The sequence below is a fragment of the Corallococcus sp. AB049A genome, from assembly GCF_003668885.1.
Lineage (GTDB): Bacteria > Myxococcota > Myxococcia > Myxococcales > Myxococcaceae > Corallococcus > Corallococcus interemptor.
On record NZ_RAWL01000944.1, the window covers coordinates 1 to 517 of the forward strand.

Genomic DNA, 517 nt, shown 5'->3' on the forward strand with positions numbered 1-517 from the left:
GGGAAGTCATCATCGCTGCCTGAGTATCGTTGTATATCTTATGATATAGCGATCGGCATCACAGGGTAAATGATTCTCTGTGGCAAAAGGGGAAAATCGCCAGCCGCGATTGGGCTGGCGAGCTGTCAGGCGTTACTGTGGATCGATGGCGACGATGTTTTCGCTAGGGTAGCAGCCCAGTACCTTAAGGGAGCGTGTGATTGGCGTCAGCTCGAGTAGCGCCTGCTGCACGTCGTCGGTATTCAGGTTGCCCTGGAAATCGATGTAAAACATCTCCTGCCACGGATTACCATTAATCGGGCGCGACTCCAGTTTACTCATTGTCAGATTATGTTTGCGCAGCACCAGCAGGGCTTCCACCAGGGCGCCCGCCTGCTGGCCGGTGGCCATAATCAGCGTAGTTTTTGCCGGAACCTGGAGTGAAACCTCGACCGGCTTACGGGCCAGTACGATGAAGCGGGTAATATTCTGGCGCTGGTTAGCCAGATTCCGCTCCAGCACCTGTAAACCATAAAGC

1 pseudogene is annotated in these 517 nt (G+C 54.2%); it reads right to left on the reverse strand.

The annotated features are described in order from the left end of the window. Nucleotides 1–132: 132 nt before the first annotated feature. Nucleotides 133–517 (reverse strand): annotated as a pseudogene (locus D7X55_RS45990) (chorismate mutase); the annotation flags it as partial.